Genomic DNA, 25,952 nt, shown 5'->3' with positions numbered 1-25,952 from the left:
CACGCTAGGCGGCACGGCCCCGGCCGGTCTTGAAGGAATCGGACCCGCCGGGGCACGCGGCGGCGTTCCCCGCGCGGTGCCGCCGCCTCGCCCGAAGACCCCGGTCCGCACGGGACCCCACCGTGAGGAAGAAGCTCGCCGGCCCGGGCACGAGGGCAGCGCGGTGCCGAGGGCGGTGAGCAGGGAGCGGTGAGCAGAGGGCGGGCCCCGTGGCGGCCGGGGGCGCCGGGGCGAGGGGGGCCGGCGCGGGCGCCGTGCGCACCGCCGCCGGGACCGCGCCCGCACCCCCGGAAGGGGCGGCGCCGCGCCGCGTCCGCCCGCTAGGGTCGGCGGCATGGTCCCCCGTCTCCTCGTCTACACGCGCACCACCGCCTACCGGCACGACTCCATCCCGGCCGGCGTCGCCGCCGTACGCGCCCTCGGCGGCCTGGACGTGACCGCCACCGAGGACCCCGCGGCCCTGGAGGAGCCCCTCGGCCGCTACGCCGCCGTCGTCTTCCTCTCCACCAGCGGCGAGGTCCTCACCCCGGCGGGCCGTGACCGCCTGGCCCGGTACGTCGACTCGGGCGGCGGCTTCGTCGGCGTGCACGCCGCGGCCTGCACGGAGGAGGAGTGGCCGTACTACGGCACGCTGCTCGGCGCCCGTTTCGCCCGGCACCCCGACCTCCAGCCCGGCAAGGCCGTGATCGAGGACCGCGGCCATCCGGCCACCCGGCACCTGCCCGCCGTCTGGGAGTTCACCGACGAGTGGTACGACTTCCGCACCAACCCCCGCGGCACCGTCCGGGTGCTGGCCCGCGCCGACGAGTCGTCGTACGACGGCGGCGGCATGGGCGAGGACCACCCGCTGGTGTGGTGCCGGGAGCAGGGCGCCGGCCGGGTCTTCTACACGGCCCTCGGGCACACCGCCGAGGCCTTCGGCGACCCGGACTTCCGCGCCCACCTGTCCGGCGGGATCCGGTGGGCCGCCCGCCTCCCGGAAGCGGCGGACCGAGAAGCGGCGGACTGAGCGGCACGGCCGCCTCCGTACGCCGCCGCTCAGTCCTCCGACGGCCGCCGGACGCGCGGCGGAGCCGTGCTCGCGCGGGTGACCAGGCGGGTGGAGAGCTCGGTGCGGTCGGCCTCGGGGCGGCTGCCGTCCATCATCCGCACCAGCAGCCGCAGCGCCGTCGCCGCCATCTCCGACAGCGGCTGGCGGACCGTGGTCAGGGCCGGGGTGACCCAGCGCGACTCGGGCAGGTCGTCGAAGCCGACCACGCTGAGGTCGTCCGGGACCGTCAGGCCCCGCTCGGCCACCGCCTCGTAGACCCCGAGCGCCATGCCGTCCGAGCAGACGAAGACGGCCGTCGGCGGCTCGGGCAGGTCGAGGAGCTCGTGCGTGCGGCGGCGGGCGGCCGTCCGGTCGGACCCGGCGTGCTGGACGTACTCGGGGCGCTGCCGCACCCCCGCCGAGGCCAGCGCCGAGCGGTAGCCCGCGATCCGCGCGCTGTCGCACGGCGTGCGCCGCCGGCCGGCGATCACGGCGATCCGCTCGTGGCCCAGCGCCAGCAGGTGCTCGGTCGCCGTGACCCCGCCCTGCCAGTTCGCCGCGCCCACCGACACCACGCCCGGCGGCGGTTCGAGGACCGGGTCGATCATGACGAACGGGATGCGGTACTGCTCCAGCCAGGCGTACTGCGCCTCGCTCGGCTCGGCCAGGTTGAAGAGCACGCCGGAGGAGCCCCGGGTGACCAGCCGGTCCAGCCAGCCCCGCTCCGGGCGCCCGGAGCGGCTGCGGGTCAGGGCCGCCGAGACCACCACCTCCAGGCCCGCGTCGTGCGCCGCCTCCTCCACGCCGTGCAGCACCGCGCCCGACCAGGGGCTCTCCAGGGAGTGCACGACGAGGTCGACCAGCCGGGGCGCCCGGGAGGCGTCGAACCGGGGCCTGCGGACGTAACCGAGCCGGTCCAGCGCCTCGGTGACCCGGCGCCGGGTCTCGGGCGCCACGTCCTCCCGGCCGTTGACCACCTTCGACGCGGTCGGCACGGACACCCCCGCCTCGCGGGCCACGACCGCCAGCGTCGGACCGGCGGCCACGCTCGCACTCCCCGTACGGACCATCGGGAACCCACCTCTCCGGCCCGCCCGAGGGCCGTGGAAAGTCTCGACCAGCGCTGCTTCCCCAAGGCCGGGAGGTCGCCCGGCCAAGACCGACAGAAAGCGCTTCCTACCTTAGGTCTGCGGCACGGCGGCGGGAAGGTGCCGGTCAGGCGAGCGCACCCGGCGACCGCCGCGGGGCGGGTGCCGGAGGCGGGGACGGGGGCGGGGGACGGGGGCGTCCGCGCGAGCGGACGAAGCCCCGCGCCGCCCGTCGTCCCGGCCGGGGAGCACGGGGAGCACGGGGCGGCGGGCGGCCGGGGGAGCGCGCACCGGCCGCCCCCGGACCCCGCAGGACCGGCCGCGGGTACGCCGGACGGCGGCCCGGCCGGGCCCCGGACCGGAATACCGGCCGGCGACGTGGTGCTCTGGAGTGTCCGGGGCGCGAGCGGCACGGACGCGGCGAAGGGCGGTGGCGCATGACGGCGGACCGGACGGACCCCCTGGCCGGTGACCGGGCGGACCCGGTGGCCGCGACCCCGTACGGGGCGGTGCGCGGGCGGTACGAGAACGGCGTGGCGGTGTTCCGGGGCATCCCCTACGCGGCACCCCCGTTCGGCCCCCGCCGCTTCCGGCCCCCCGAGCCGCCCGAGCCCTGGGACGGCGTGCGCGACGCGGGCTCCTTCGGGCCGACGGCGCCGAAACCGCCGTACTCCGAGGCCTTCGCCCCGTACCTGTCCGACCCGGTGGTGCCCGGTGACGACTGCCTCAACCTGAACGTGTGGACACCGGAGCCGGGTCCGGGAGCCCGGCTCCCCGTCCTCGTGTGGCTGCACGGGGGCGCGCTCACCCGGGGGTCCTCGGCCGTGCCCGTGTACGACGGGCACGCCTTCGCCCGGGACGGCGTCGTCCTCGTCTCGGTGAACTACCGGCTCGGCGTCGAGGGGTACGGGCTCTTCCCGGACGCCCCCGCCAACCCCGGCCTGCGCGACCAGCTCGCCGCCCTGCTGTGGGTGCACGAGGCGATCGGGGCCTTCGGCGGCGACCCCGGCCGGATCACCCTGGCCGGCCAGTCCGCCGGGGCGATCGGCGCCGCCGCCCTGATCGCTGCCCCGCAGACCCGCGGCCTGGTCCGGCGGGCCGTGCTGCAGAGCGGGCCGCCCGAGGCGGGCGACCGGGACCGGGTACGGCGCGTGGTGCGCCGGATGGCGGCCCGGCTGAAGGTGCCCGCCACCGCCGAGGCCTTCGCCGCCGTCGACCGCGGGCTGCTGCTGCGCACCCAGGCCGAGGCGGGGCGGCTCGCCGGCCCGGTGCTCGGCGGACCGGCCTTCGGCATCGTCGTCGACGGTGACCTCGTGCCGCGCGATCCGCTGGAGGCGCTCACGGACGGCGCGGCCGCCGGTGTCGGCCTGCTCATGGGCTGGACCCGCGACGAGTACCGGCTGTGGCTGGTGCCCGGCGGGCTGCTGGAACGCGTCGACCGGCTCGGCGGCCTCGCCCTGGCCGGCGCCATGGCCCGCTGCCGCTGCGGCGGCGACGTCCCGCGCGGCTACCGCGCCCTGCACCCGGAGGCGGGCACCGCCGAGACGGTCGGCCAGATGATCACCGACCACCTGCTCCGGCTCCCGCTGCACCGACTGGCCGGCGCCCGCACGGAGGCGTCGTACGTCTACGAGTTCGCCTGGCCCTCGCGGCGGCCCGGTCTCAAAGCCTGCCACGCCCTGGAGCTCGGCTTCGTCTTCGACACCGGGCGGGCCCCGGAGGCGCGCAAGCTGGCCGGGGAGGGCGCCCCGCAGGAGCTCGCCGACGCCCTGCACGGGGCGTGGGTCCGGTTCGCCGCGCAGGGCGACCCGGGCTGGGAGCGCTGGGACGCCCGGCATCCGGTGCGGGTCTTCGGCGACGGGCCCGGGCCGGGCGGCCCCGCACCGGAGGGCGCGGAGGCCGCCGGGCCGTACACGGCGTACGGCCCGCGGGACGCCGAGCTGGCCCTGTGGGCCGCCTCCGTCCCGCCCGCGGGATCCGCACCGGGCCCGGCCGGCGGTCCGCCCCCGCGCGGGACGGAACCACGGTCCGTCGTACGGCGGCTCCGCCGCCCCGGTGCGCTCCGCCGGCCCTGACCCGCGCACCCGACCGGGCGGCTCGCCGTCCGGACGGACCGGGCAGGCGGGCCCGGCCGGCCGTCACCGCCGGACGACCGCGACCACGCACTCCACCGTCACCGTCCCGCCGACCAGGCCCCGGCCCCCGCCGACGCCCCAGTCCGCGCGGGAGAGCGTCGCCCCGCCCTCGAAGCGGACCCGGGAGGCACCCCGGCCGTCGTGCTCGGCACCGGTCAGGCGGAGGTCCACGGTGACCGGCCCGGTCACCCCGCGGACGGTCAGGTCGCCGGTCACCCTGAAGGCCGTCGCGCCGACCCGTTCCACCGCGGTCGAGGCGAAGGAGAGGGCCGGATGACAGTCGGCGTCCAGGAAGGCGCCGCCGCGCAGGTGGGCGTCGCGCCTGGGGTTGCGGGTGTCGACGCTCCCGGCCCGGACGCTCAGCCGGACGGCGGACCGCGCCGGGTCCTCGCCGTCCAGGTGCGCGCTGCCCTCGACGTCGCCGAAGTGCCCGCGCACCCGGGCGACCAGCGCCGCCCGGGCGACGAAGCCGATCCGGGTCCGGGCGGGGTCGAGGACGTAGTCGCCGGTCAGCTCGCCGAGTCCGGTCGTGGTGGTCATGCCGGGTCACTCCTTGTCCGAGGGCGGGTACGGGTGCGGGACGGGGATGCGGAACCCGTCCCGGACGTACGACGAGACGGCGCACCGGAATGTGAGGGCGCGCGGCGGGGCCCGCGCGGCGGCGGAACACCGCTGGTCCGCGTCCCGGGGCCGAGGCGCCTCACATTCCGGTGCGCCGTCTCGTCGTACCGGTGGGGGCAGAGGTGCCCAGAGGTGACCCGAAGGAGCCGTCGACACCATGACCAGCCACTTCGAGCCGGGGGACGGCTCGCTCGACCCGGGCCTGACCGCGATCGTGAGCGAGCGGCGGCAGCTGACCGGCCTCGCCTACCGGCTGCTCGGCTCCCTGGCCGACGCCGAGGACGTCGTCCAGGAGACGTACGCCCGCTGGTACGCCCTGTCCCCGGGGCAGCGGGAGGCCGTCGCCTCGCCCGGCGGCTGGCTGACCCGGGTCGCCGGCCGCGTCTGCCTCGACCTGCTCCGCTCGGCGCGGGCCCGGCGGGAGAGCTACGTGGGCGAATGGATCCCCGAGCCGCTGCCCGGCCGCGGGGAGTGGATCACCGGGTGGTCGGGCGGCGGCGCGCCCGACCCGGCGGACCGGGTCACCCTCGACGAGTCGCTCACCATGGCCTTCCTCGTGGTGCTGGAGTCGATGACCCCGGCCGAGCGCGTCGCGTTCGTCCTGCACGACGTCTTCCGGTACCCCTTCGCCGACGTGGCGGCGATCGTCGGCCGTACGCCCGCGGCGTGCCGCCAGCTGGCCTCCTCGGCCCGCCGCCGCATGCGCGCCGCCCGCACGCCCGAGGCGCCGTCCGCCCGGCACGCCGACGTCGTGCGGGCGTTCGGGCGGGCGTGGGAGGCCCGGGACATCGACGCGCTCGTCGCCCTCCTCGACCCGGAGGCCACGGCGGTCGGCGACGGCGGCGGGCTGGTCGACGCCCAGCCGCGCCCGGTGCGGGGCGGCGAGCGGATCGCGCGCTTCTTCGCCGGGGTCCTCGACGGGACGTCCGGCGTGACGATCCTGGAGCGCACGGTCAACGGCCGGCCCGGTCTGGTGGCCCGGGAGGCCGACGGCACCCTGACGGTGATCGCGTTCGAGGTCACGGGCGACCGGATCAGCCGCATCTGGGGCGTCCGCAACCCCGAGAAACTGCGGGCCTGGAGGGCCGGGACCTCGGGCTGACGCGCCCCCGACCCACGGCTGCTCGCACCGCGGCTGCTCCGCACCGTGCCGGGTGCCGGCTCCGTGCCGGCTGCCCGGGGTCCGCGCTGCTGGCCCCGTGCCGGTTGTCCTGGCTCCGTGCCGTCCGCCCCGTGCCGGATGCCCAGGTTCCGCGCTGCTGGCCCCATGCCGGTTGTCCTGGCTCCGTGCCGCCCGCCCCGTGCCGGATGCCCAGGTTCCGCGTTGCCGGCTCCGTGTCGGATGCCCCGGCTTCGCACTGCCGGCCCCGTGTCGGATGTCCCGGCTCCGTGCCGTCCGCCTCGTGCCGGTTGCCCGGTTCCGTGCCGCTGGCCTCGTGCCGGATACCGAGGCTCCGCGCTGCCGGCCCCGTGTCGGATGTCCTGGCTCCGTGCCGGATGCCCAGGCTCCGCGCTGCCGCCCCATGCCGGTTGCCCGGTTCCGTACCGCCCGCCCCGCGCTACTGCGCCCCCAGCGTCCGCGCGATCCGTGCGATCTCCGTCGGTCCCACCCGGCAGCACCCGCCGATCAGCCGTGCCCCGGCCGCCCGCCAGCCGCGCACCCGCCCGGCGTCGAAGGTGGCGCGGCCGTCCCAGGCCCGGGCCCGGGCGTCCCAGGACTCGCCGCTGTTGGGGTACACGACGACGGGCTTCCCGGTGACGCGCGCGGCGATCCCCACCGCGTCCGCCACGTCCTCGGGCGCGCAGCAGTTGACGCCGACCGCGACCACCTCGTCCACGTCGGCCGCCTTGCCGAAGGCCTCCTCCAGGGGCTGGCCGGCGCGGGTGCGGCGGCCGTCGACCGTGTACGAGAGCCAGGCCGGCACGCCCAGCCCGCGCACGGCCCGCAGCAGCGCCGCGGCCTCGTCGGCGTCGGGGACCGTCTCCAGGGCGAGGACGTCGGGACGGGCGGCGGCCAGGACCTCCATGCGGGGCCGGTGGAAGCGTTCCAGCTCGTCGACGGTGAGCCCGTAGCGGCCCCGGTACTCGGAGCCGTCCGCGAGCATCGCCCCGTACGGGCCGACCGAGGCCGCCACCCACAGCGGCCGCGTGACCCGGGCCCGGCGGGCCGCCTCGCGCGCCGCCGCCACGCTCAGCGCCAGCAGCTCGGCCGTCCGCTCACGGCCGGTCCCGCGCCGGGCGAAGCCCTCGAAGGTGGCCTGGTAGCTGGCGGTGATCGCCACGTCCGCGCCCGCCGCGAAGTAGGCGAGGTGCGCCTCGGTGACCGCTTCGGGCCGTTCGGCGAGCAGCCGTGCCGACCACAGCGCGTCGCCCAGGTCGTGCCCGGCCGCCTCCAGCTGGTTGGACATGCCGCCGTCGAGGACGAGGGTGCCGGCGGCGAGGGCGTCGGCGAAGGAGGTGGTGCCGGTCATGACGCCGACGGTAGTCGAGCCGCCGGCGTCCCGCTCCGGCGCCTCCTCCCGCGGGCGCCGGGCAGCCGCCGGGAACCCCCGACTCTTTGTCCTGTCGTACCCGTTGACCTTCCCCGGGCACCCGCTTACCTTTCAGCCGTTCGTAATCACAGATGCAGTCCGGTATCTCGAACGAGTCGCCGAGTCCCCGCCCCGAGAGGCAGGCCGCATGAGCCGCGAGCACGAACTGCCCCGAGTCCCCGGCCGACGCACGCTGCTGAAGGGCGCCGCGGCCGCCGGCGTCCTCGCCGCCGTACCCGGCGTCGCCGAAGCCGCCGCCCCCGCCGCATCCCCGAAGGCAGCCCCCTACGTGAACCCGCTCGTCCGCAACCGTGCCGACCCGCACGTCCACCGCCACACCGACGGCTTCTACTACTTCACCGCCACCGTCCCCGAGTACGACCGCCTCGTGCTGCGCCGCTCCCGCACCCTGAACGGCCTGGCCGGCGCCCCCGAGTCCGTCATCTGGCGGGCGCACCCCACCGGCGCCATGGGCGCGCACATCTGGGCGCCGGAACTCCACCGCATCGGCGGCAAGTGGTACGTCTACTTCGCCGCGGCGCCCGCCGAGGACGTGTGGGCGATCCGCATCTGGGTGCTGGAGAACGCCCACCCCGACCCCCTGCGGGGCACCTGGGTGGAGAAGGGCCAGGTCAAGACCGCCTGGGAGACGTTCTCGCTGGACGCCACCACCTTCACCCACCGCGGCACCCGCTACCTGTGCTGGGCGCAGCACGAGCCCGGCATGGACAACAACACCGCCCTGTGGCTGTCGGAGATGGCGAACCCCTGGACCCTCACGGGTCCTCAGATCCGGCTCTCCACCCCGGAGTACGACTGGGAGTGCGTCGGCTTCAAGGTCAACGAGGGCCCGTACGTCCTGCGGCGCAACGGCCGCGTCTTCCTGACGTACTCGGCCAGCGCCACCGACCACCACTACTGCATGGGCCTGCTGACCGCCCGGGAGGACGGCGACCTGATGGACCCGGCGAGCTGGGCCAAGTCCCCGGTGCCGGTGTTCACCAGCAGCGAGGCGACCGGGCAGTACGGCCCCGGCCACAACTGCTTCACCGTCGCCGAGGACGGCCGCACCGACGTCCTCGTCTACCACGCCCGCCCGTACAAGGAGATCACCGGCGACCCGCTGGACGACCCCAACCGCCACACCCGCGTCCAGAAGCTCGGCTGGAAGCCGGACGGCACCCCGGACTTCGGCGTCCCCGTCGCCGACACCGCGGCGCGGGGGATGTGACGTGAGGCGCGCGTACGCGCTCCTCCTCGTGCTGTGCTGCGCGCTCGCCGGCGCCCTGGCGACCGCGGCCCCGGCGGGCGCCGCACCGCAGACGCTGCTCAACGGCACCCAGTTCCGGGACACGTCGGGCAACCCCGTGCACGCCCACGGCGGCGGCGTCCTCAAGGTCGGCGCGTACTACTACTGGTTCGGCGAACACCGCAACGCCGACAACACCTTCCGGTCCGTGGCCGCCTACCGCTCCACCGACCTGAGGAACTGGGAGTTCCGCCGCCACGTCCTGACCGAGGCGAGCGACCCGGAGCTGGCCACCGCCAACATCGAGCGGCCCAAGGTCATGTACAACGCGTCCACCGGCACGTTCGTCATGTGGATGCACAAGGAGAACGGCACCGACTACAGCGAGGCCCGCGCCGCCGTCGCCGTCTCCGGCACCGTCGACGGCGACTACACCTGGCGCGGCAGCTTCCGCCCGCTCGGGCAGCACATGTCCCGCGACCTCACGGTGTTCACCGACACCGACGGCACCGGCTACCTGGTGTCCGCCGCCCGGGAGAACTACGACCTGCACATCTACCGGCTGACCGCCGACCACACGGGCGTCGCCGCCCTGGTCGCCAACCCCTGGCCCGGCGGCCACCGCGAGGCCCCCGCCCTGTTCAAGCGCAACGGCGTGTACTTCATGCTGACGTCGGGCGCCACCGGCTGGAGCCCCAACCAGCAGCAGTACGCCACCGCCACCAGCCTCGCCGGCCCCTGGTCGGCGATGCGCGCCGTCGGCGACGCCACCGCCTACGGCTCGCAGACCGCGTACGTCCTGCCGGTGCAGGGCACCTCGGGCACCTCGTACCTCTACCTGGGCGACCGCTGGGGCAACTCCTTCGGCGGGACGGTCAACGACTCGCGCTACGTCTGGCTGCCGCTGACCTTCCCCAGCGCCACGTCGATGGCGATGTCCTGGTCCCCGGAGGTCACGGTCGACACGGCCGCCGGGACCGTCACCGGCACCAGCGCCGCGTACACCACCCTCATCGCCCGGCACAGCGGCAGGTGCGCGGACGTCACCGGCCAGTCGCAGTGGCCCGGCGCCCAGGTCAAGCAGTACGGCTGCAACGGCGGCGCGAACCAGCGGTACTGGTCCAGGGCCGTCGGCGGCGGCCACCACCAGCTGGTGACCCGGCACAGCTCCCTGTGCCTCCAGGAGAACGCGACCACGGTCACCCAGGAGGCCTGCGACGCCTCGGCGGCCGGCCAGCAGTGGTCGCTGACCGCCACCGGCTCCTTCGTGACCGTCCGCTCCCGCGCCACCGGCGAGTGCCTGGACGTGAACGGCGCGTCCACCGCCGACTCCGCCGCCGTCATCACCCACCCCTGCAACGGAGGCACCAACCAGCAGTGGAACCGCGGGACATGAGGCCCCGGCCCGGGCGGGCCGGCCGACCGCAAGGGGGCCGCACGTCCGGGCCGACGACCGTTGAACCGATTCGACGGAAGGACCGGCACGGCAGGAGGGCGCCTGTCCCATGGCGACGGCCCGAGGGCTAGAAAGCGCTTGCCATACGCGGTACGGTCCGTCCGCCAGGCCACGTCGTCCCGCCGGAGGAGCCGTATGAGACGTTTCACCCCCGCCCTGCTGGCGGCGGTCGCCCTGAGCACCGGCCTCACCGCCGTGCCCGCCCAGGCCCACCCGGGCCGTCCGGCGGCGGGCCCGGAGAACTGCACCGCCACCGCCTGCCACTTCGACGTCCCGCCCGGCACGTACGACGTGACGGTCCTGCTCGGCGGCGACGCCGCGTCCAGCACGAGCATCGGCGGGGAGACCCGCCGCTCGCTGCTGGGCGAGACGGCCGTCCCGGCCGGCGAACGGACCGCCCGCAGCTTCACCGTGGACGTCCGCACCCCCGAGGGCGAGCCCACCGGTCCCGAGGGCACGCCCGGCCTCGACCTGACCCTCGGCGGCGCGGCCCCCGCGCTGGCCGGCATCAGGGTGACCCCCGCGCGCCACGCCCGCCGGATCCTCCTGGTCGGCGACTCCACCGTCTGCGACCAGCCCGGCGCCCCGTACGCCGGCTGGGGCCAGCAGCTGCCGCGGTACCTCCGCAAGGGCCTGTCGGTCGCCAACCACGCCGACTCCGGCGAGTCCACGGTCACCTACCGGGAGAACCCGCTGCTGTGGGCGACGGTCCAGCAGCGGATCCGCCCCGGCGACCTGGTCCTCGTCCAGCTCGCCCACAACGACAAGACGACCGACGAGGCGACCTACCGCGCCAACCTGGAGGCGCTGGTGGCCGGCGTCCGGGACAGGGGCGGCCGGCCGGTCCTCGTCACCCCGGTCGTGCGGCGCTGGTTCAACGCCGACGGGACCCTGAACAACGGCACCGCCCTGCTGGTCAACGGCCTGGGCGTGGACCACCCGGCCGTCGTCCGCTCCGTCGCGGCCGCCGGGGACGTCCCGCTGATCGACCTGACGGCCGCCACGAAGGAACTCGTGGAGTCGCTCGGCGTGGCGGGCTCCAAGGCGCTCTACCTCACCGACGAGAAGCGGGACAACACGCACACCTCCGTGCACGGCGCCACGGTCTACGCGGGCCTGGTCCGCGACGCGCTCGTCGCCCAGGGCCTGGTGCCGGAGGGCAAGGTGCGGACGGGATGAACCTCCTACAGGGATGAACCCCGGACAGGGATGAAACCCCGACCGGCATGAATTCCCGACAGGTATGAACCCCTGACAGGGACGAACCCCCGGGTGCCCCGGCCGGAACCGGGGCGCCCCGGTTCCGCACCGACCGCCGCCCGTCACCGGGCCCCGCCCGAAGGAGACCGCCGCTGATGCGTCTGCCCCCCGACGACCGCGCCCGCAGCCCCCGCACCGGCTTCACCCGGGCCCACTGGGAGGCGGCCGCCGACGCGCTGCTCGCCGCCGTCGAGCCGTACGCCACCGAGGACCGCGCGCTGTACCACCTGCCCGGCGGGCGGGTGAGCCGGTCCGGCCGGCTCTCCGACGGCCTGGAGGGCTACGCCCGCACCCTGCTGCTGGCGGCCTTCCGCCGGGAGGGCACCGCCCTGGAGCGGTACGCGGACGGCCTCGCGGCCGGGGTGTCCGGCGTCTGGCCGCGCGTCGCGGACCGGAGCCAGCCCCTGGTGGAGGCGGCGTCGGTCGCCCTCGCGCTGCGGCTGACGCGGGAGCTGCTGTGGGACCGCCTGGACGACGGCGTGCGGCAGCGCGCGGCGGCCTGGCTCGGCGACGCGCTCACCGCCGAACCCTGGCCCTGCAACTGGGAGTTGTTCCCGGTCACGGTCGGCGGCTTCCTGGCCGAGGTCGGCCACGAGCCCGACGCCTCCCGGGCGGCGGTCGACCGCGGTCTGGAACGCATCGAGCGGTGGTACGTGGGCGACGGCTGGTACACGGACGGCGACGGGCGCAAGTTCGACTACTACAACGGCTGGGCGATGCACCTGTACCCGGTGCTGCACGCGTGGCTGGCGGGCGACGGGGAGCTGCTGTCCCGGTACGGCACGCGGCTGTCGGCCCACCTCGCCGACTACGCCCGCCTGTTCGGCGGCGACGGGGCCCCGCTCCACCAGGGCCGTTCGCTGACGTACCGCTTCGCGACGGCGGCCCCGCTGTGGCTCGGCGCGCTGACCGGCCACACGCCCCTCCCGCCGGGGGAGACCCGCCGGCTGGCCTCCGGGGCGCTGAGGCACTTCCTCGACCGGGGCGCGGTCGACGACCGCGGCCTGCTGACACTCGGCTGGCACGGCCCCGACGAGACGGTGCTTCAGGCGTATTCGGGGCCCGCCTCCCCGTACTGGGCGAGCAAGGGGTTCCTCGGCCTGCTCCTGCCGCCGGACCACCCGGTGTGGACGGCGCCCGAGGAACCGGGCCCGGCGGAGCGCGCCGACGCGGTCACCCCGGTCGCGGCGCCCAACTGGCTGCTGCAGTCGACCCGTTCGGACGGCCTGGTCCGCCTGCACAACCACGGCAGCGAGGACGTGCGCTACGACCCCTACTACACGCGGCTCGCGTACTCGACGGCGACGCGGCCCTCCCCGTCCTGCGACAACAGCGTGATCGTCGGCGGCGACGCGAGCCGTACGCGGATCGTCCCGCTGGGCGTGGGCGACGGCTGGGCCGCCTCGTGGCACACGGCGGGCGGGGGAGCGCGGGTGACCAGCGCGGTGCTGGCGCACGGGGCCGCGGAGGTACGGGCCCACCTCGTGTCCGGAGCGGCTCCGGGGACGCCGGTGCGGGTGACCGGGTGGGCGGCCGGGGAGGGCGTCCGCGCCGAACTGCTCCCCTCCGCCGGGCTCGACGCCGGGCCGACCGGGGTCACCGGCGAGGGCGGCGACGGCCTCTTCGTCGTCCTGGCCCGGCTCACCGCGGACCCGGACCCGGCCCCGCTGGAGGAGGCGGCACGGGTCCGGGTCGCGGGTCCGGGCGAGCTGGAGGTGTCCTGGCACGGCGGGCCCACGCTGCGGGTGCGGCTCGGCGACGGCGAGGCGGAGGTGCGGGGCGGGGACACGCCCGGCCCTGGGACGGCACGGGACCGGGCCGGGGACGGGGAGGCCGGGTGAGCGGGCCGGCGCGGTGGTGGGCTGGGGGCCGGGACGGTGGGTGAGGGGGTCGGCACGAGGCTGGCCGGGAGCCGGGAGCCGGGAGCCGGGAGCCGGGAGCCGGGAGCCGGGAGCCGGAAGCAGGGAGCAGGGAGCCAGGAGCCGGGAGCCAGGGCTTGGGGACCAGAAGCCGGGAGCCCAGGGCCCAGGGCCGGGAACGCCGGGTGAGGAGTTCGATGTCGCGGGAGACCGGGTGAGGGGCCGGTGCCGCGGGAGGCCGGACCGGGGCGGTGGGGGAGCGGGCCGCGGCCGGATGCCGGGCCGGGCCGGCGCGAGCGGTCCCCGTCCGGCCGCCGGACGGAACCCGCTCGCGCCGGCCGCGGCTCAGCTCTGCAGCCGGCGCCGCATCAGGGTCAGCCGGTGGTCGTAACGGCGGCTCCACCAGGTCATCCAGGTCATGAACACCACCGCCAGGACCAGGGTCAGGCCGCCCGCGGTGACGGAACCGGCCGCGAACCACAGGGCCGACATGCCGAAGAAGAGGACGGCCAGCAGGGGCAGCGCCCACCAGCGGCCGCGGCGCAGCCGCTCCTGCCGCGAGGCGACGAAGGCCGCCATCGCCCGCCGCCGCTCCGGGTCCCGCGGCGGCGGCTCGCCCTTGAGGACCTGCCGTTCCATGGCCGGGACGTCGTCCGGCTCCGTCCCCGCGGCCGAGGCGTCGTGCCGGCGCCGGCGGCGCACCAGCCACACCGTCCAGCCGGCGAAGAACACGGCGCTCACGGCGGCGTACGGCCACGCCGACATGCCGTCGAAGGCCAGCCGCAGCACGAATCCGACGGCCAGGGCGAGCAGGCCGATGGCCCATAAGCTGTCCTGGGGGCGCCGCTCCGGGCGGTCGCCGCCGTTTCCCTTTCCGCTGTCCATGTCCACCCCCGTGGCGGGCAGTTGAGGATCTCGACGTCCCGCCGGGTACCCGGCCCGCCGCCGGGCGAACCGGGCCCCGGCGTGGTGACCGGCCGGGGGTCAGGCCCGCCCGTCGCCCGGCTCGCGCGGCCAGTTGACCAGCGCGATGTGCAGGGCGTCGATCGCCTTGTCCCAGGAGACACGCACGTCGCGGGGGGCCTGGAAGCCGCCCGCGGCCTCCAGGGCGCAGTAGCCGTGGAAGGTGCTGCGCAACAGCCGTACGGCGTCGGTGAGGTCGGGCTCCCGGAGGCCGTAGGCCCGGAGCATGCCGTGGGTGACCTCGGTGGTGCGGCGCAGGACGGCGGAACCGGCGGCGAGCTCCGGGTCGATGCGGATCTGGGTCGCCGCGTACCGCCCGGGCCGGGTGAGCGCGTACTCCCGGTAGGCGCCGGCGAAGGCGGCCAGCGCGTCCTTCCCGGACCGCCCGGCGACCGCCGCCGCGATCCGCTCCACCAGCTCCCCGCCGGCGAGCAGCGCCACCCGCGTGCGCAGGTCCCGCAGGCCGCGGACGTGCGCGTACAGACTCGCGTCCTTCACGCCGAAGCGGCGCGCCAGCGCCGACAGGGTGACGTTCTCGAACCCGGCCTCGTCGGCGAGGTCGGCGGCGGCCGCGACGAGACGGTCGGCGGTGAGGCCGGCGCGCGGCATGACGGCTCCTCCGTGAACCTGGGACGGGTGGGAGCAGCCTAGTACCGCCACGGCGGGCACCGTTGCGGCACTGACGCTCAGCTGCCGTCCGCTCCGGGGCGCAGGGTGCGGAAGAACCTCCGGATGTCGTCGACGAGCAGGTCCGGCTCCTCCAACGCGGGGAAATGGCCACCGCGGTCGTGGTCCGTCCACTGGACGACGTTGTTCGTCTCCTGCGCGACGTGCTTGAGGAGGACGAAGTTGTCGTGGGGGAAGTGGGCGACGGCGGTCGGTGCCGTGGAGGGCTCGGGCGGGGCGCCCCAGTAGTCCGCGTGCGCGCGCTCGTAGTAGATGCGCGCGGAGGAGCCGGCGGTGGCGGTCAGCCAGTACAGCATGACGTTGGTGAGCAGGAGGTCACGGTCCACGGTGTGTTCGGCCCACTCGTGGAACTTCTCCGCGATCCATGCGAGCTGGCCGACCGGCGAGTCGGTCAGGCCGTACGCCAGGGTCTGCGGCCGGGTGGACTGGATGTCCGCGTAGCCCTGCCGGTCGCGTACCCAGGACTGGAAGCGGGCCCAGGACCGGCGGGTGTTCTCGGCCTCCTGCGGGGGGAGTCCGGAGAGGTCGCCGGGTTCGTGCGCCATGTAGCCGTTGGGCAGGAGGTTCAGGTGGACGCCGATCACCTCGGGGCGCGTACGGCCGAGCTCGCGGGAGATCGCGGCGCCCCAGTCCCCGCCCTGCACCCCGTAGCGTGCGTGGCCGAGCCGGCGCATGAGTTCGGCGAAGGCCGCGGTCACCCTGCGCGGTTCCCAGCCGCGCTCACGGGTGGGACCCGACAGGCCGAAGCCCGGAATGCTCGGCAGCACCAGGTGGAAGGCGTCGGCGGGGTCCCCGCCGTATCGCGCCGGATCGGTGAGGGGTCCGGCGACGTAGGTGAACTCGACCAGGGAGCCGGGCCAGCCGTGGGTCATCAGCAGGGGCGTGGCGTCGGGTTCGGGAGAGCGGATGTGCGCGAAGTGGACGCGGGCGCCGTCGATCACGGTGGTGTACTGCGGCCACTCGTTGAGCCGGGCCTCGGCGGCACGCCAGTCGTAGTCGTGCCGCCAGTACCGGGTGAGCTCCTGGAGATGCGCGAGCGGCACCCCGTAGTCCCAGCCCGCGCCGGGCAGCTCGTCGGGCCAGCGGGTGCCGTCCAGGCGCCGGCGCAGATCGTCCAGATCGGCTTCCGCGATGTCCAGGCGGAACGGCTCGACGCGCCGGCTCGGGGAGTTCGTGTCGCTCATCCGGGCAGGATCCCAGGCACCGCCGTCAGCGGTCGAATGCAGGTCCGTACGAGGCCGGCGACGGCCGCCCAGTGGTCCAGCAGGTAGAAGTGGCCGCCCGGCAGCAGCTCCAGGCGGAACGGGCCGGTCGTGTGGCGGGACCAGGCCCGGACGTCGTCGAGCTGCGCGACGGGGTCCGCGTCGCCGCCCAGCGCGATCAGGGGACAGTCCAGCGGACCGCTGCCCGGGCGGGGGCGGTAGGTCTCGCTCGCCCGGTAGTCGCTGCGGATGACCGGCAGCAGGAGCGAGCGCATCTCGGGGTCGTCGAGCAGTTCCTTCGTGGTGCCGCCGAGCCAGGAGATCTGCTCGACCAGTGCCGCGTCGTCGAGGAGGTACGAGGTGGTCAGCCGGACGCGGTCGGGGGCGGGGCGGCCCGAGGCGAGCAGCGCGGCCGGGCCCCGCTCGCCGAGCCGTCGGGCGACCTCGTAGGCGAGGATGGCGCCCATGCTGTGGCCGAAGAAGATCCGCGGCACGCCGGTGCCGGCGGTGCCGAGCGCCTCGGCGGTGCGGTCGGCCAGCTCGTGCAGATCGGTGATGGCCGGCTCGTCGTGGCGTTCCTGCCGGCCCGGGTACTGCACCGCGACGGTCAGGACGTCGTCGCCGAGCTCGGCGGCGAGGGGCCGGTACCAGCTCGCGGCGCCGCCGGAGTGCGGGAAGCACACCAGCTCGGGCGTGTCGCCCTCGGCCCGGGCGGGCCCTCCGATGCGCTTGAGCCAGGGGGACGGGACAGTCATGCTCGCGATTTCCTCTCAGGCCGGGGTCTGCTGGGGCCGCGCGGCGACCAGGGCGTGGTCGTGCTCGATCAGACCCAGCTTCGAGGCGCCGCCGGGCGATCCGAGCTCGCTGAAGAACTCCGCGTTGGCCTGGACGTAGACCTGCCACTCCGCGGGGACGTCGTCCTCGTAGAAGATGGCCTCCACGGGGCACACCGGCTCGCAGGCGCCGCAGTCGACGCATTCGTCGGGCTGGATGTAGAGCGCGCGCTCGCCCTCGTAGATGCAGTCGACGGGGCACTCCTCGAGACAGGCCTTGTCCTTGACGTCGACGCAGGGCTGCGCGATCACGTACGACATGGGGGTTGCTTCTCCCGTTCAGTGGTGGCGGGTCGGACCGGGGCGGGTGACCGGGTCAGACGTAGTCGATGCGGAGGCTCGGCCGTCGGTCGGCCAGCGGCAGGTAGCAGTACGACGCCCGGGCCGCCGAGACCAGAGGCGTCCCGCGGTCGCCGGCCAGCACCACCGTGTGGCAGGCGGCGAGGACCTCGGCGCCCGTGACGCGGTGCTGGGCGCAGTCCGCGTACAACTGCCCGGCCGCCACCGTCGCCTCCGGCGTGGGTTCGGCGGCCTCGACGCCGTGGCCGCCGAGGAACCGGCGGATCGCCGCCCCGGCGCCGGGCGGGTGCCGCTCGTCGCACTCCTCGTCCCAGCAGGTACGCATGGCGCAGGCGACGCCGAAGCTGAACGCGGGCACGACCAGGCGGATGTCGCCGGTCAGGGCCGCGTCTCGCAGGACGGATCCGCGTGGGGTGTGCCCCAGGGCGATGCGGTACAGGGAGTACGCGTCGACCACGGCCGTCTCCAAGCGCGCCAAGAGTTCGTCCTGGCTCACGATGGAATCTCCTTGGTGTGGGGTTCGGCGTGGCGTGGGTCCGCCGCGCGTCACAGTCCGAGCGAGATGGGATCGGTGAAGGAGCAGCTCTCTCCGTCCGGGACGTAGTCCCAGGTGTGGTGGTGGCACGGCGTCGAGCGCCCTGCGGAGGACTCGAAGGTCTCCACGGGGCCCAGGGGAGTGCGCGCGGGCGTGGCGGGGTGGTCGCCGGACGGCTGCTCGTCCTGACTCATCTGCGATGACCTCGGCTTTCGGTCGGTGTGGGTGGGATGGACGCCCCAGGGGCGCAGGGACGTGACGGCGCCGGCGTACCGGGCCGGCGGCCGGAACGCGGCAGGGCGGTGGCGCGTCAGGCCGCGGCCCGGTCCCCGGGCGGCCGGCGGCGCAGCGCGGGGGTCGCGAGGGCCGGCGGCGGCCAGGAGGCGAGGGGGGCGTAGAGGTCGGTTCCCGGCGGGACGATCTCGTCGATCCGGTCGAGGACCGCGTCGTCGAGGGTGAGCGAAGCCCCCTTGAGGATGCCGTCGAGGTGGTCCAAGGTGCGCGGGCCGATGATCGCGGAGGTGACGGCGGGGTGCGCGGTGACGAAGGCCAGGGCGAGTTCGGGCAGCGTGCAGCCGATGTCGCCGGCGAGGTCGATCAACTGCTCCAGGGCGTCGAACTTCGCCGCGTTCTGGGCCAGCGCCGGGTCGAAACGCGCGGGCACGACCGCGGGGCGGCCCTGGGTGAGGTCGATGGCGTCGCCCTTGCGGTACTTGCCGGACAGGAACCCGAAGGCGAGCGGGCTCCAGGTCAGCACGCCCATCCGGTGGCGCTGACAGGCGGGCAGCACATCGGCCTCGATGCCGCGGGCGAGCAGCGAGTACGGAGGCTGCTCGGTGCGGAAGCGCATCAGGCCGCGGCGCTCGGCCACGTGGTGCGAGTCGACGATGTCCTCCACGGGGAAGGACGAACACCCGAAGGCGCGGATCTTTCCCTGGCGGACGAGGTCGGTGAGGACCCCGAGGGTCTCCTCCACATCGGTGGAGTAGTCGGGGCGGTGCACCTGGTAGAGGTCGATCCAGTCGGTCCGCAGCCGGCGGAGGCTGTCCTCCACCGCCCGAGTGATCCAGCGCCGTGAATTGCCGCTGCGATTGCGGCCCTCACCCATCTGGAAGTGCACCTTCGTGGCGAGCACCACGTCGTCGCGGCGTCCCTCGAGTGCCTTTCCGACGATGATCTCCGATTCGCCCGCCGCATACATGTCCGCGGTGTCGACGAAGTTGATCCCCTGGTCGAGGGCCGTATGGACGATGCGAATACAGGATTCGTGGTCGGAATTCGCGACGAAGCCGAAATTCATGGTGCCGAGGCAGTACGCGCTCACTTCCATGCCGGTCCCGCCGAGCGTGCGGTAACGCATGGTCATGCTCCCTTGCAAGGTCGACTTGCCGAAATGGTCCGGAGTTTCTCCGGATGCGAACGTGCAGCTCGCGGGTTGTGCGGCAGCATCCGGGAAAGTGGGTGTGCGAGCTGGATCGGGAGCTTACGCGGGGGCGCGGCCGGGTTCAGCACATGGCCGGTGCCCCGGAACCAGAGTGGCAAGTTCCTTAAGTAGGAGGGGCATGGATCGTCGCCGCTTGCCCGGTGCGGGCGGCCAGGGGATACGGTCCAGCTATGTCGGTCGCGGGCGGCAGACCGCTCGATTCTCGCGACTCGCCCCCGCTCCCTGTCGAATGCGCAGGCGGCGTGCTTTCTCTCCGTCCGACGCCCGGGCCGGCCTGTGCCGTCCGCCGTCCGTACCGCGATGCTTCCGTGAAAGGAGTCGGGCCATCTCCAGGCACGAAAATCGTTCCTCCGGCTGCCCAGTCGACACGGCATCAGCCGACCTCATCGACCCCACCCTCTACAGCAGCGGAGACGCCTACGAGATCTGGCGCCGGTTGCGTCAGGAGGACGGTCTCAGCTGGCACCAGGTGGACGACGAGCGCGGCTTCTGGTCCGTGGTGAAGTACGCCGACACCGATCTGGTGCTGCGCGACTCCGCCACCTTCACCTCCGAGCGGGGCACCCTGCTCGACCTGCTCGGCACCGACGACCCCGCCGGCGGACAGCAGCTGGCCGTCACGGACCCGCCCCGGCACACCGAACGGCAGGCCCGGCTGAAGAAGGCCCTCGCCGTGAAGGCGGTGGACCGCCAGCGGGAGACGATCCGGGGGAAGGTCGTCGACCTCCTCGAACCGCTCGGCTCGGGCCAGGCGTTCGACTTCGGCACGGCCATGCTGGCGCTGCCGATGTCGGTCACCGGCACGATGATGGGGCTGCCGGAGGCGGACTGGGCCTGGCTGAGCAGGCTGACCACCGTGTGCATCGCCGCCGACGACCCGGAGTTCCAGGACCCGGGCGGCAAGGAGGCGACGCTGCAGGCGGCGCACCGCGAGCTGTTCGGCTACTTCCAGGACCTCATGCGCCACCGGCGCGACAACCTCGGTGACGACCTGCTCAGCGTGCTGATCTCCACCCGCTTCGAGGGCCGGCACATGTCCGCGAGCGAGATCGTCGCGAACTGCTACAGCCTGCTGCTGGGTGCCAACGTCACCACCCCGCACGCCCCCACCTTCTTCCTCGCCGAGTTCACCGGCACCGACGTGATGGCGGACTGGGCGGCCCACCCCGAGGTCAACGGGACGGCTTACGAGGAGGCACTGCGCTGGGCCTCACCGGTCAACCACGTCCTGCGCTACGCCACCCGGGACACGGTCGTGCGCGGTACGCGCATCGCCGCCGGTGACGCCGTCGTCGCCTGGCTCGGCTCCGCCAACCGCGACGAGGAGGTGTTCGAGAACAGCGAGACCTTCGACATCCGGCGCAGGCCCAACAAACACCTCGCCTTCGGCATCGGCCCGCACTACTGCGTCGGGCACAGCGTCGCCCGCATCACCGTCGGCGTCCTGTTCGAGGAACTCTTCGCCCGCTACGAGGACTTCGAGCCGGCGGGCAAGCCCGAGCGGCTCATCTCCAACTTCGCGTCCGGCTACAAGCACGTGCCCATCACCGCGCGTCGGCGCTCCTGAGGGGATCCGATGGAAACGGCGAAAGACACGCTCCCGCCCGCCCGGCCGGCCGCGGAACCCCAGTGGTACGAAGCCAACGCGGCGCAGAAGGGGCTGTGGGTCCTGGACCGGGTGGAACATCTGCGCCCCACGAGCCTGATCCCCACCATCGTGCGGTTCTCGGGACCGGTGGACCACGACCTGCTCGTGGCCTCCGTACGACGGGTCCTGGGCCGGCATCCCGCGCTGCGCTCCCGCTTCCGGCTCGACGCCTGGAACAAGCGGATCGAGTACCGCACGGACGCCCCGCCCGCCGAGGCCGGCTTCCTCGACGCCGCCGCGGAGGGCTGGTCCGCGCAGGAGCTGGACCGGCTCGTGGACCTCCTGTGCTACACGCCCTTCGACCTCGCCGACGAGGCGCCCGCCCGCGCCGAGGTGATCCGCGTCGACGCACGGACCACGCTGCTGGTGTTCACCGTGCACCACATCGTCTGCGACGGCTGGTCGCGCACGCTGCTCATGGCGGAGATCGCCGAGGTGTACCGGGCCGGCCTCGCCGGTGCCGAACCCCGCCTGAGCACGCCCCCGCACCCCAGCGAAGTGGTCACCATGGCGGGACCCGAGGAGACGGAGGAACGGCTGCCCGCGGTCCTCGAACGGCTCACGGGTGTTCCCGTCGACGTGCGGATCCCCTTCCGCCGGCAGACCGACGACCCCTCCCTGTCCGGGGCGAGCACCGCCCTCCGGTTCGACGCCGGCCTCACCGAGGACCTGCTGGCGGTGGCCGAGGCCGAGGGCTGCACCCCGTTCATGGTCGGCACGGCCCTGTTCGCCGCCTCCCTGGCACGCACGGGCGACCAGCGGGACTTCCTCTTCGCCTTCGGGTGGCCCGGCCGTGACGACCCCGCCCACGCCGACGCCATCGGCATGTTCATGAACACCGCCATGATCCGGGTGACCCTCGACGGGACGACCACCTGGCGCGAACTCCTGCGCACCACCCGGTTCGCCGCCATGGAGGCCTTCGTCGACGCCGACGTGCCGCTCGACGCCGTCGCCACCGGACTGCGGCCCGAGCGGGAGGTCATCTGGCCGCCGCTGTCCGCGGTCCTGGTGAACATGGCGGAGGTCCCCGCGGACCTGCACCTGGCCGAGGACGTGGTGGGCCGCATCCAGCCCCTGCCCTCCCTGCACATGAAGTACGACCTGGGCCTGTTCGTCACCCTGGCCGAGGAGTCGGGCTCCCGGCGACTGGAGCTGTCCGCCGACTTCATCGAGGCCCTGTACGACCGGGGCGACGTCGCCGCCCTCCTCGCAGACCTTCAGCGCTGTGCCATCCAACTCGTCGACTCTCCGGAGGAAACCGTGACCGACCAGTCCGCTGCCGTAGACCTGTCCACGCCCGAGGCCCGTATCGAGCTCGTCCGTTCCCTGTGGCAGGAGGTCCTCAAGACCGACGACCAGGTGGGCGACGACGTCAGCTTCTTCGACGCCGGCGGCGACTCCCTGCTGCTCATCATGCTCGTCGAGCGGCTCAGCCAGGCCTCCGGCCAGACCCTGAGGACCATGGACCTCTTCCGCGCGGGAACCGTACGCGGTCACGCCGGACTCCTCGCCGCACCGGCCGGGCCCACCACGTCCGCCGCCGCGTCCAGTGCCCGCGACCGCATCCTCGGCGCCGCCCGCGGCTGACCCCCGGTTCCCGTAGCGCGCCGACCGCGACCACTCCTCGTACCCGTGGGAAGAGACTGATCAATGACGCTTGACGACCTTGCTGCTGCGGTCCTGGACACGGACGCGGACAGCGCCGCTTTCGGTGCCCGCACCTTCATCGAGCTCGGCGGCGACTCGCTGCGCGCGATGCGGCTCGCCGCCCTGGCCCGGGAACAGCTGGGCGTGAGAATCCCGATGAAGGCCCTGCTCGGCGGCGAGCCGCTGGCCGCCGCCCTGGCCGGGGCCGAGGTCGAGGCCGCCGCGCAGGAGGTCGTGCCCGCCGCCGACGCGGCGGCGCACGAGAGCGGACTGTCCCGCACCCAGCGGGGCATGTGGCTCATCGAGAGCATCACCGGCGGCTCCCCCTACAACCTGGTGTTCACCGCCTTCGTCGAGAAGGGGAACCTGGACGTCGAGGTCCTCCGGGAGGCCATCGGCCGCACCGTCGCCCGCAACGAAGGGCTGCGCACCGTCTTCACCGAGGACGAGGCCACCGGCGCCGTCGTCCGCACGGTCCTCGACGAGCACACCCCGGAGTTCACCGGCATCGTCTGCACCGGGGAGGCCGCCGGCTTCGAGGACGAGGTGCGCCGCACCTCGCAGGCACACACGCGGCGCCCCTTCGACCTGAAGGCCGCGCCCGCCGTGCGCTTCCTGTACTTCACCCACGCGTCGGGACGCCGGGCCGTCGTCCTGACGGCACATCACATGGTCCTGGACGGCTGGGCCGTGGGCCTGGTCTTCAGGGAACTGCTCGCCCATTACGAGGAACTGGCCGGCGGCGCCCCCGCCGGCTTCGGCCCCGGCGTCCCCCTCGCCACCCTCATCCGGCGTCAGGAGGAGCAGCGGGCGGGCGGCCTGTGGGACCGGCAGACCGACTTCTGGACCCGGCACCTGGACACCGTGCCGACCGTCCTGGAGCTGCCCGCCGACCGGCAGCGCCCCGCGGTGCAGGACGCGGCGGGCGACCGCCGGCCCCTCGACCTCGGCGGCCCGGCCAGCGCCGCCGTCACCGAGACGTCCCGCGCGCTGGGCATCACCCCGTTCGCCCTGCTGCTCGGCGCGTTCGCGCTGACGCTCGGCCGCACCACCGGAGCGCGCAGCCTGCTGGTCGGCGTACCGCTGCTCGGCCGGGACACCTCCGAGCTCGAGGGTCTCGTCGGAGTGGCGGGCAACCTCGTCCCGGTACGGATCGACATCGACGACTCGGCGTCGGTCGCCGGCTACCTGCGCTCCGTGCAGCACTCGCTGACGCTCAGCATCGACGCGGGTCAGCTGCCGTTCGAGGAACTGGTCGCCCGTCTCGGCATCGAGCGCAGCGTGGGCTGCCACCCGCTGGTCCAGGTGTGCTTCGGTATGCACGACCAGCTGGTTCCCCGGCGTCTGGGCACCTCCGCGCTCGACGTCCGGATCGAGGAAGGGCACGGCGGCGGCGCCCAGTTCGACCTCACCCTGCTGGTGGGACAGGCCGAACCGACGCTCGCCGGCCATGTCGAGTACGCCACCGCCGTGTGGACACGGACCGAGGCCGACGGGTTCATCGCCGACTTCCGCGCCGCCACCGAGGCGCTGGCGGCCGCCCCGGACACGGTGCTGGAGGACGTGCGCTGCCTGTCCGCCGAGCGCCGTGCGCAGCTGTCCGCGGTCAACGAGGTACGCGAGGAGTTCCCGGCCACCTCCATGGACGAGCTGTTCCGCCAGGTGGCGCGGCGCTCGCCCGACGCGGTCGCGGTGCGCGAGGGAGACGTCGAACTGACGTACGCGCAGCTGACCCGGGCGGCCGAACGGCAGGCCCGGCTGCTGCGGCAGGAGGGTGTCCGCGACGGTGACACCGTCCTCGTCGGGGTGGAGCGCTCCGTCGCCGAGGCCGTGGCCGTCCTCGGCGTGCTCTTCGCCGGCGCCGCCTACGTCGGGGTGGACCTCGCTCTGCCTCTCGCCCACACCGAACTGATCGTGGGCAAGGCCGCGCCGGCGGCCGTGATCGTCCCGGCGGACAAGGCGGACCACGCCGCGCTGCGGGACGTGGCGGTCGTCGCGCCCTGGGAGGCGACCTGGGCCGACTCCGCCGACGCGGCGGACGGCACCGAGCGCCCCGCCGCCGACAACGGACGCCGGGCCTACGTCGCCTTCACCTCCGGCTCCACCGGGCAGCCCAAGGGCGTCAGCGTCCCCCACCGCGCCGTCATCCGACTGGTCCACCAGGCCGACTACGTGCGCACCGGCCCCGGCGAGCGGATGCTGCGGCTGTCGCCGCTGCCCTTCGACGCCTCCACGCTCGAACTGTGGGGCGCGCTCCTCACCGGCGCCACGCTCGAGGTCTACCCCGCCGACTCGCTGCCCTCCCCGAGCGAGCTGGGCGCCTTCCTCGTCGAGCGGGAGGTGACCGTCGCCTGGCTGACGGCGGGCCTGTTCCGGCTGGTCGAGGAGTTCGCGCCGGACTCGTTCGGCGCGCTGAAGCAGCTGCTGACCGGCGGTGACGTCGTACCGCACGACCATGTCGCCAGTGCCCTGGCCCGCCACCCCCACCTGGTGATCACCAACGGCTACGGGCCCACCGAGAACACCACGTTCACCACCACGCACACGGTCACCCGCCCCGAGGACGTGTCGGGACCGCTCCCCATCGGCACCCCGATGCCCGGTACCCACGTCCATGTCCTCGACGAGCGGGCCAGGCTCGTTCCGCCCGGCGCCGTGGGCGAGCTGTACACCGGCGGCGAGGGCCTGGCCGACGGATACATCGGCGACGAGGCCGAGACCCGGCGGCGCTTCGGACGGTTCTCGCCCGACGTGCCCGAGCGGCTCTACCGCACCGGCGATGTCGTACGCCTCGACACCCGGGGCCGGCTCGCCTTCCTCGGCCGCGCCGACGACCAGGTCAAGCTGCGCGGCTACCGCATCGAACTGAGCGCCATCAGCGACGTGCTGACGGAGCACCCGCAGGTCAAGGACTGCGTGGTGGTCGTCACCGGGGCCGACAGCGCCGAGAAGCGGCTCGTGGCGGCCGTGGTGCCGGATCCCGGGGCCACCCCCGGCACGGACGAGCTGCGCAGGTATCTGGCCGCCTCGCTGCCCGACTACATGGTGCCCACGCTGTGGGCGGTCGTCGACCGCATCCCCGTGACCGCGAACGGCAAGGTCGACCGCAAGGCGCTGGCCGCCGTGGCCACCGCTGCGGGGCGGGCTCCCGTCCCGGCCGCACCCGCCGCGCCGCCGAGCGCCGACGACCCGGCGACGAGGATCGCCGAGCTGTTCACCACGGCCATCGAGCGCACCGGCAACCGCCCCGGGAAGACCGCGGGACCGGTCGACGCCGACACCGACTTCTTCGCGATGGGCGGCACGTCGCTGGGCGCGGTCCAGCTGATCCGACTGGTCAAGCAGGAGTTCGGCCTGACACTGCGGCTGCGTGACTTCCTGCTCACGCCCACCGCCGCCCATGTGCACCACCTCGTGGCGGAACGCGGAAGGGCGGACGGCCGGTGAACAGGGAGGCGGCG

General features: G+C 74.6%; 21 protein-coding genes. 10 read left to right on the top strand and 11 right to left on the bottom strand.

What is annotated here, in order from left to right; translation table 11 throughout:
* Positions 1–334: 334 nt before the first annotated feature.
* Positions 335–1,009, top strand: a complete 675-nt coding sequence (locus ACIF8T_RS14465; protein ID WP_400034786.1) for a ThuA domain-containing protein — start codon at positions 335–337, stop codon at positions 1,007–1,009.
* A gap of 29 nt (positions 1,010–1,038) precedes the next feature.
* On the opposite strand, the gene ACIF8T_RS14460 is transcribed toward ACIF8T_RS14465, so the two are convergent.
* On the bottom strand, positions 1,039–2,100 hold the full coding sequence (locus ACIF8T_RS14460; RefSeq protein ID WP_400034784.1) for a LacI family DNA-binding transcriptional regulator: 1,062 nt from the start codon (positions 2,098–2,100) through the stop codon (positions 1,039–1,041).
* A 455-nt stretch (positions 2,101–2,555) separates the two neighbouring features.
* Here ACIF8T_RS14460 and ACIF8T_RS14455 point away from each other — a divergent pair, with 455 nt between their 5' ends.
* On the top strand, positions 2,556–4,193 hold the full coding sequence (locus ACIF8T_RS14455; RefSeq protein WP_400034782.1) for a carboxylesterase/lipase family protein: 1,638 nt from the start codon (positions 2,556–2,558) through the stop codon (positions 4,191–4,193).
* Between the two features lie 63 nt (positions 4,194–4,256).
* Here ACIF8T_RS14455 and ACIF8T_RS14450 read toward each other — a convergent pair whose 3' ends face one another.
* Complete coding sequence (locus ACIF8T_RS14450; protein ID WP_400034780.1) at positions 4,257–4,793, bottom strand: YceI family protein; 537 nt, start codon at positions 4,791–4,793, stop codon at positions 4,257–4,259.
* Positions 4,794–5,031: 238 nt separating this feature from the next.
* Here ACIF8T_RS14450 and sigJ point away from each other — a divergent pair, with 238 nt between their 5' ends.
* A complete protein-coding gene (sigJ, locus tag ACIF8T_RS14445) occupies positions 5,032–5,976 on the top strand; it encodes an RNA polymerase sigma factor SigJ (RefSeq protein ID WP_400034778.1) in 945 nt (314 codons plus the stop codon).
* A gap of 457 nt (positions 5,977–6,433) precedes the next feature.
* Here the strand turns inward: sigJ and mmuM are convergent, their stop codons facing one another.
* The gene (mmuM, locus tag ACIF8T_RS14440) at positions 6,434–7,345 is read right to left on the bottom strand and encodes a homocysteine S-methyltransferase (RefSeq protein ID WP_400034776.1); all 912 of its coding nucleotides are present in this window, start codon (positions 7,343–7,345) and stop codon (positions 6,434–6,436) included.
* Positions 7,346–7,553: 208 nt separating this feature from the next.
* Between mmuM and ACIF8T_RS14435 the strand changes: the two genes are divergently transcribed.
* From ACIF8T_RS14435 to ACIF8T_RS14420, 4 genes are all read left to right on the top strand, one after another.
* Positions 7,554–8,636 (top strand): family 43 glycosylhydrolase, encoded by a 1,083-nt coding sequence (locus ACIF8T_RS14435; RefSeq protein WP_400034774.1) that lies wholly within the window; start codon positions 7,554–7,556, stop codon positions 8,634–8,636.
* Position 8,637: 1 nt separating this feature from the next.
* Positions 8,638–10,050, top strand: a complete 1,413-nt coding sequence (locus tag ACIF8T_RS14430) for an RICIN domain-containing protein (protein ID WP_400034772.1) — start codon at positions 8,638–8,640, stop codon at positions 10,048–10,050.
* Positions 10,051–10,245: 195 nt separating this feature from the next.
* Positions 10,246–11,289: a rhamnogalacturonan acetylesterase gene (locus ACIF8T_RS14425; RefSeq protein ID WP_400034770.1), complete on the top strand. Its 1,044-nt coding sequence runs from the start codon at positions 10,246–10,248 to the stop codon at positions 11,287–11,289.
* Positions 11,290–11,465: 176 nt separating this feature from the next.
* Complete coding sequence (locus ACIF8T_RS14420) at positions 11,466–13,211, top strand: DUF2264 domain-containing protein (protein ID WP_400034769.1); 1,746 nt, start codon at positions 11,466–11,468, stop codon at positions 13,209–13,211.
* A gap of 363 nt (positions 13,212–13,574) precedes the next feature.
* Here the strand turns inward: ACIF8T_RS14420 and ACIF8T_RS14415 are convergent, their stop codons facing one another.
* The 8 genes from ACIF8T_RS14415 to ACIF8T_RS14380 form a co-directional block, all read right to left on the bottom strand.
* The gene (locus ACIF8T_RS14415; RefSeq protein WP_400034767.1) at positions 13,575–14,114 is read right to left on the bottom strand and encodes a hypothetical protein; all 540 of its coding nucleotides are present in this window, start codon (positions 14,112–14,114) and stop codon (positions 13,575–13,577) included.
* 99 nt (positions 14,115–14,213) lie between these two features.
* Positions 14,214–14,801: a TetR/AcrR family transcriptional regulator gene (locus ACIF8T_RS14410; protein WP_400034765.1), complete on the bottom strand. Its 588-nt coding sequence runs from the start codon at positions 14,799–14,801 to the stop codon at positions 14,214–14,216.
* A 77-nt stretch (positions 14,802–14,878) separates the two neighbouring features.
* Positions 14,879–16,063 carry an epoxide hydrolase family protein gene (locus ACIF8T_RS14405; protein WP_400034763.1) on the bottom strand — a complete coding sequence of 395 codons (1,185 nt, stop codon included), beginning with the start codon at positions 16,061–16,063 and terminating at the stop codon, positions 14,879–14,881.
* Positions 16,060–16,836: a thioesterase II family protein gene (locus ACIF8T_RS14400; RefSeq protein ID WP_400034761.1), complete on the bottom strand. Its 777-nt coding sequence runs from the start codon at positions 16,834–16,836 to the stop codon at positions 16,060–16,062. The genes ACIF8T_RS14405 and ACIF8T_RS14400 overlap by 4 nt, the downstream gene beginning before the upstream one ends.
* Before the next feature lie 15 nt (positions 16,837–16,851).
* A complete protein-coding gene (gene fdxA, locus ACIF8T_RS14395) occupies positions 16,852–17,175 on the bottom strand; it encodes a ferredoxin (RefSeq protein WP_400034759.1) in 324 nt (107 codons plus the stop codon).
* A gap of 55 nt (positions 17,176–17,230) precedes the next feature.
* Positions 17,231–17,710, bottom strand: a complete 480-nt coding sequence (locus ACIF8T_RS14390) for a hypothetical protein (RefSeq protein WP_400034757.1) — start codon at positions 17,708–17,710, stop codon at positions 17,231–17,233.
* Between the two features lie 50 nt (positions 17,711–17,760).
* Positions 17,761–17,943 carry a hypothetical protein gene (locus ACIF8T_RS14385; RefSeq protein ID WP_400034755.1) on the bottom strand — a complete coding sequence of 61 codons (183 nt, stop codon included), beginning with the start codon at positions 17,941–17,943 and terminating at the stop codon, positions 17,761–17,763.
* 116 nt (positions 17,944–18,059) lie between these two features.
* Complete coding sequence (locus tag ACIF8T_RS14380) at positions 18,060–19,109, bottom strand: aldo/keto reductase (protein ID WP_400034753.1); 1,050 nt, start codon at positions 19,107–19,109, stop codon at positions 18,060–18,062.
* A 553-nt stretch (positions 19,110–19,662) separates the two neighbouring features.
* On the opposite strand from ACIF8T_RS14380, the gene ACIF8T_RS14375 reads away from it, so the two are divergent.
* The 3 genes from ACIF8T_RS14375 (at position 19,663) to ACIF8T_RS14365 (ending at position 25,938) form a co-directional block, all read left to right on the top strand.
* The gene (locus tag ACIF8T_RS14375) at positions 19,663–20,760 is read left to right on the top strand and encodes a cytochrome P450 (RefSeq protein ID WP_400034751.1); all 1,098 of its coding nucleotides are present in this window, start codon (positions 19,663–19,665) and stop codon (positions 20,758–20,760) included.
* Positions 20,761–20,769: 9 nt separating this feature from the next.
* Positions 20,770–22,431 carry a condensation domain-containing protein gene (locus ACIF8T_RS14370; RefSeq protein WP_400034749.1) on the top strand — a complete coding sequence of 554 codons (1,662 nt, stop codon included), beginning with the start codon at positions 20,770–20,772 and terminating at the stop codon, positions 22,429–22,431.
* A 63-nt stretch (positions 22,432–22,494) separates the two neighbouring features.
* A complete protein-coding gene (locus tag ACIF8T_RS14365; RefSeq protein ID WP_400034747.1) occupies positions 22,495–25,938 on the top strand; it encodes an amino acid adenylation domain-containing protein in 3,444 nt (1,147 codons plus the stop codon).
* Positions 25,939–25,952: the final 14 nt, after the last annotated feature.

It is taken from the genome of Streptomyces sp. NPDC085946, assembly GCF_044540485.1.
Classification (GTDB): domain Bacteria; phylum Actinomycetota; class Actinomycetes; order Streptomycetales; family Streptomycetaceae; genus Streptomyces.
The sequence above is the reverse complement of the archived record's forward strand: the minus strand, read 5'-3'. Positions and strand labels throughout refer to the sequence as shown.